At 71.0% G+C, this 4,788-nt stretch carries 7 protein-coding genes; 2 read left to right on the forward strand and 5 right to left on the reverse strand.

Annotated features, from left to right (window positions below):
- Nucleotides 1–64: 64 nt before the first annotated feature.
- Nucleotides 65–337: a hypothetical protein gene (locus AOK16_RS28170; protein ID WP_240483518.1), complete on the reverse strand. Its 273-nt coding sequence runs from the start codon at nucleotides 335–337 to the stop codon at nucleotides 65–67.
- Between the two features lie 173 nt (nucleotides 338–510).
- Here AOK16_RS28170 and AOK16_RS29060 point away from each other — a divergent pair, with 173 nt between their 5' ends.
- Nucleotides 511–753, forward strand: a complete 243-nt coding sequence (locus AOK16_RS29060) for a GAF domain-containing protein (RefSeq protein ID WP_338058483.1) — start codon at nucleotides 511–513, stop codon at nucleotides 751–753.
- 106 nt (nucleotides 754–859) lie between these two features.
- Here the strand turns inward: AOK16_RS29060 and AOK16_RS11210 are convergent, their stop codons facing one another.
- On the reverse strand, nucleotides 860–1,603 hold the full coding sequence (locus AOK16_RS11210) for a YoaK family protein (RefSeq protein WP_055472107.1): 744 nt from the start codon (nucleotides 1,601–1,603) through the stop codon (nucleotides 860–862).
- An 87-nt stretch (nucleotides 1,604–1,690) separates the two neighbouring features.
- Complete coding sequence (locus tag AOK16_RS11215; protein WP_055472108.1) at nucleotides 1,691–1,966, reverse strand: hypothetical protein; 276 nt, start codon at nucleotides 1,964–1,966, stop codon at nucleotides 1,691–1,693.
- A gap of 167 nt (nucleotides 1,967–2,133) precedes the next feature.
- Here AOK16_RS11215 and AOK16_RS11220 point away from each other — a divergent pair, with 167 nt between their 5' ends.
- Nucleotides 2,134–2,715, forward strand: a complete 582-nt coding sequence (locus AOK16_RS11220) for a Uma2 family endonuclease (RefSeq protein ID WP_055472109.1) — start codon at nucleotides 2,134–2,136, stop codon at nucleotides 2,713–2,715.
- Between the two features lie 30 nt (nucleotides 2,716–2,745).
- On the opposite strand, the gene AOK16_RS11225 is transcribed toward AOK16_RS11220, so the two are convergent.
- Together AOK16_RS11225 and AOK16_RS11230 are read right to left on the reverse strand one after the other, a co-directional pair.
- A complete protein-coding gene (locus AOK16_RS11225; RefSeq protein ID WP_055472110.1) occupies nucleotides 2,746–3,441 on the reverse strand; it encodes a LuxR C-terminal-related transcriptional regulator in 696 nt (231 codons plus the stop codon).
- Nucleotides 3,438–4,788: ATP-binding protein (locus AOK16_RS11230; RefSeq protein WP_055472111.1), on the reverse strand; the 1,351-nt coding region annotated here is incomplete at its 5' end. The genes AOK16_RS11230 and AOK16_RS11225, both read right to left, overlap by 4 nt.

Consider the following 4,788-nt stretch of genomic DNA (forward strand, 5'->3'; position numbering starts at 1 on the left):
GGGTTCACATGGGGGGTTCCATGGGCTGGGGTGCTGTCGGCGCAGCCTTAGCGGCCGTTATGTCCTATATCGCACAGATGGTCATTGGCTTGAAGATGCCGGGGTGGTTATACACAACAATCATCATCGTCGGCACGGTGGCCGTGCTGGGGGCGGTGTTACTCGCCGACCGCCGTGTGGCCACGGCTCGGCAGGCGGCCGCGGCCGCGACCCGGAACCAGCGGAGGGCGTTCGAGGACGTCCTGGTGCCGATCGTCAACCTGCTCGGCGAGATCATCAGCAGCGACAGGATGCAGAGACGGGCGCTCAAGCAGCAGATGAAGCTGTCCGTCGTCATCCTGACCGCCCAGATGGTCGGCCCCCCCCGACGCGCGGGCCTGCTTTCTGGAAGAGGTCGCCAACGCCGCTCCGGGCCAGCGGGAAGTCAAATGCCACAACGGCCTGTGGAGCGGACGCGGCGAACCGCCCGTCACCGTTTTCAGGGAACAGGAACTGCGGGGCAAGGAACTGCTGAAACTCCTCGACGAGGGAGCCGACGTCTTCGTCCCGAACGTCGACCAGCTCCCCCAGGCTCTTCGACCCGACAGCAACACCTACAAGACGTACATCAGCACCGCCGTCAAGGTGGGAGACACCTCGATGGGTGTGCTGAGCATCGACTGCCTCAAGCCCGGCGACCTCAACGAGGACGACACCAAGCTCGTCGCGGTGTTCGCACGCCTCCTGGGCGCCGCGCTCGCCGTGAAGCGCTGACGCGCCAACACCGGAGCGGAACGCGGGCGTTGGGAGGCGTTGCGGCGGAGTGTGAGGCGTTGGGGCGCAGGGTGAGGCGTTAGGACGGAGTGTCGGGGACCCGCGTTCAGTGCGCCGCCCGGGTCTCCGAAACACCACGGCCCGGTGTGAGGGCATAGCCCAGCGCGACGGCGACCACGATCGCAGCCGTCGCCAGCAGCACCACCGGCGGGCGTACGGACTCGAACAGCAGCCACGCGCCGAGCAGTCCGCCCGCGAACATGGCGGCGACGGCGGCCGTGCGGCGGAGTTCGTTCCTGGCGCCCATCGGGATGCGGGTGTCGAGGCCGAGGGGTGAGCCGCCGAGGAGGGCCGTCATCGTGCGGGTGACGACCGTGGTCGGCACGTCCGGCACCTTGGCCCGCATCGTCGTCACGTTGCGCATGCCCATCGCCAGGGCGACGAGCGCCGTCACCGCGTAGTGGCGGATCGTCAGCGGCTCGTCGGGGCGCTGGATCTGCCAGGCCACCGCGCCAGCGACGCCGAGCAGCGCGGCCTCGGCGCAGAGCGCTCCCACGAACCACCGCCGCCCGCGCAGGTCCACGATCGACTCGAAGCGGGCGCCGAGGACCGCGCCGACGGCGAACCCGCCGAGCGAGACCAGCGAGGCCACCACCGACAGGCCGCCCGCACCGGCGACCGCGAACCCGCCCGCACCGGCAACTGCAAAGCCGAGGAAGAGCGTGTTGCCCGTCTGGACGGCCGTGAAGACGGGGCCGAGCGCGAGGAAGCTGACCGCCTCCACCATGCCCGTGGTCAGCGTGAGCGCCACCATGGCAACGGTCAGTGCCGTCCCGGGCTTGGGTTCCACCAGCGCAACTCCTCACCACCGGGGGCCGTTGTCCAGCCGGACCGCCGACGTCCAGCCGGACCACCTTGCCCGGTCCGCCCGCCCCGGTCACGGAACCGCGACCGCCACCCTCCGGAACTCGACTCCGTCGACGGTGACTCCGGGGGCCGTCCACCCGATCGCCGGCGGCGTCGCGGCCCGGGCCTGCTCCTCCTCTTTGAAGAGGACGACCGACAGCCCCTGCCCGCCCACCGGCTCCATCCAGTAACCGCTGACGAAGCCGGGCGCCGAACGGATCCTCGGCAGCACGTCCGCCATCAGCGCGGCAGCCGCGGCCGGCGCCTGAGCGGGGTCGATCGTCACGGTCACGATGGCCGCGTACATGGGATCTCGCTTCCTCGGATGCCGTCGCGAGCGGACGGTGCGGTGACCAGTAAACCTCGCGACAGAGCGAGAGCCGTCGTCGGCACACGCCCCGCTGTCACCGTCGACCAGTACCCTGGACACATAGCGCAACTGGGCCGGGCCCACCTCGACAAGGCGGTGCAGCCATGGATTACGCACGCATGCGGGAGACCGCCGAAGAACTGGCCAAACACGCCCCCGACCCCTTCATCGGGTACGAGATCGTCGGCGACCAGATCGTGATGATGATGTCCCCAGGGCGTCCGCACGAGCTCATCGCCTGGACCGTCCGGGAGCAACTCGCGGAGCAGCTCAGGGGGTCAGAGCCTCGGCTGGTGGCCCACACCGGCGGCGAGATCGAGGACCCGTCCATCGGCCGGCTGCGCCGCCCCGACCTCATCGTCGTGCCCTACGACATCTTCGCCGAGCAGACGATGGCCCCCTTCTCCCCGCACGACATCTCGCTCGTCGCCGAGATCGTGTCGCCGTCCAACCACACCAACGACTACCTCGACAAGATGGCCGAGTATCCGGCGATGGGGCTCCCTTTGTATCTCCTCATCGACCCCCGGAAAGGCACCATCGCCATGCTGTCCGACCCGGGACACGGCCCCGGTGGCCCGCGCTACCGCACGCGCACGGACTACGTCTTCGGGGACATGGTCACCATCGGACCATGGACACTCGACACCACGACCTTCCGGCCCTATCCGGACGGGGTGCGCTGAAGCTCCCGAACCGGTGGTGGGCCGGTGTCGTCAGACCAGTCGGCGCGCCGTCGCCCAGCGTGTCAGCTCGTGCCGGTTGCTCAGCTGCAACTTCCGCAGGACAGCGGAGACATGGGACTCCACCGTCTTCACCGAGATGAACAGCTGCTTGGCGATCTCCTTGTACGCGTAGCCGCGCGCGATCAGCCGCAGCACCTCGCGCTCGCGCTGCGTGAGCCGGTCCAGGTCCTCGTCGACCGGCGGGGCGTCGGTGGACGCGAAGGCGTCGAGGACGAAGCCCGCCAGCCGCGGCGAGAACACCGCGTCGCCGTCCGAGACGCGGAAGATCGCGTCGACCAGGTCCGTACCCGTGATCGTCTTGGTGACGTAGCCGCGTGCTCCGCCGCGGATGACGCCGATGACGTCCTCGGCCGCGTCCGAGACCGAGAGCGCCAGGAAGCGCACCGGCCGCTCCGCGTCCGCCATCAGCGTCGCGCTGCGGCGCAGCACCTCGACCCCGCCGCCGCCCGGCAGGTGCACGTCCAGCAGGACGACCTCCGGCCGGGTCGCGGTGATGACGGTGACCGCCTGCTCCACGTCCGCGGCCTCGCCGACGACCTCCACGCCCGTGCGGTCCGTCTGCCCGATCTCGGCCTGGACGCCGGTCCGGAACATCCGGTGGTCGTCGACCAGCACCACCCGTACGCGACGGGCCCCGCTGTCCGGTACGCCTGCCTCTGCCGTCATGACGCCGCCGCCCTCTCCATCTCCAGCTCCACTTCCGTGCCCCCGTCCGGCGCCGAGCGCAACCGCGCGGTGCCGCCGTTGCGCTGCATCCTGCCGATGATCGACTCCCGGACGCCCATCCGGTCCTCCTCCACCGAGTCCAGGTCGAACCCCGGACCCCGGTCCCGTACGGACACGAAGACCGTACGGCCCTCCACCTCCGCGTAGACCTGCACGGGCCCGCCCTCGCCACCGTACTTGGCGGCGTTCACCATCGCCTCGCGCGCGGCCTGGAGCTGGGCGGTCAGCCGCTCGTCGAGCGGGCAGTCGCCCACGCACACCACCTCCACGGGCACCCCGTGGTAGTCCTCGACCTCGGCCGCCGTACGCCGGACCGCCTCCGCCAGGGTGTCCGGCTCCTCGGGCTCGTCCCGGCCGGTGCCCTCCGGCTTGTAGAGCCAGGCGCGCAGGTCGCGCTCCTGGGCGCGCGCGAGGCGCGTGACCTCCTTGGGGTCGTCGGCGTTGCGCTGGATCAGCGTGAGGGTGTGCAGCACCGAGTCGTGCACATGCGCCGCGACCTCGGCGCGCTCCTGCGCGCGGATGCGCATCAGCCGCTCCTCGGACAGGTCCTGCGCCATGCGTACGAGATAGGGGCCGGCGAGCAGCGCGATGCCAACGACGACGGCGAGAGCGGCGGTCAGGACGTTGCCGAGCTGGTGGGCCGAGCCGCGTACGACGAAGAAGCCGGTGAGGCCGACCACCACCAGCAGCACCCCGGCCGCGCTGCGCGCGAAGGCCTGGACGCGCTTGCTGCGGCCGACCTCGACCCAGTGCGCCCGGCGCGCGTTGTCCGCCTGGCGCCATACGAGTGCGACCCCGGCGCCTATCAGGAGCACGGGCCAGAGGTAGGCGTTGGCGACGCGGCCGAGCTGGAGGTTCTCCAGGAAGATCGCGAGGCCGACGACGAGTGCGAGCAGGGCGACGATCTGGCCCTTGTCGGGCTTGCGCGCGAGGATCCGGCGGCGGCCGTCAGGGCCGGTCACGGTCCAGATGTCGGCGGGGTGCTCCGCGTGCTGCGGCCTCGACGACTGCGTCGGCTTCTGCGGCCGCTGCGGCTCGACGCCGCCGACACCGAGCGGGACGACGAACCAGAACCCGGCGTACAGCAGCGCGCCCAGCCCGTCGATCATGAACAGCGCCACGAACGCGATCCGCACCCACGCCACCGGCAGCCCCAGGTGCCCGGCGAGCCCGCGCGCGACCCCGCCGAGCAGCCGCCCGTCCGCGCTGCGGTAGAGCTTGCGCGACGGGGGTTCCTCGACGGGGTCCCGTTCGCCGGAGTACGGGCCTCCGGGGCGGGCGGTGGCG

The organism is Streptomyces pathocidini, from assembly GCF_001418495.1.
Classification (GTDB): Bacteria; Actinomycetota; Actinomycetes; order Streptomycetales; family Streptomycetaceae; genus Streptomyces; species Streptomyces pathocidini.

Coding starts and splice junctions, on each gene's coding strand:
- AOK16_RS28170 (WP_240483518.1), bottom strand. CDS start 337: ATGACGACGGACAGCTTCATCTGCTGCTTGAGCGCCCGTCTCTGCATC.
- AOK16_RS11215 (WP_055472108.1), bottom strand. CDS start 1,966: ATGTACGCGGCCATCGTGACCGTGACGATCGACCCCGCTCAGGCGCCG.
- AOK16_RS11220 (WP_055472109.1), top strand. CDS start 2,134: ATGGATTACGCACGCATGCGGGAGACCGCCGAAGAACTGGCCAAACAC.
- AOK16_RS11225 (WP_055472110.1), bottom strand. CDS start 3,441: ATGACGGCAGAGGCAGGCGTACCGGACAGCGGGGCCCGTCGCGTACGG.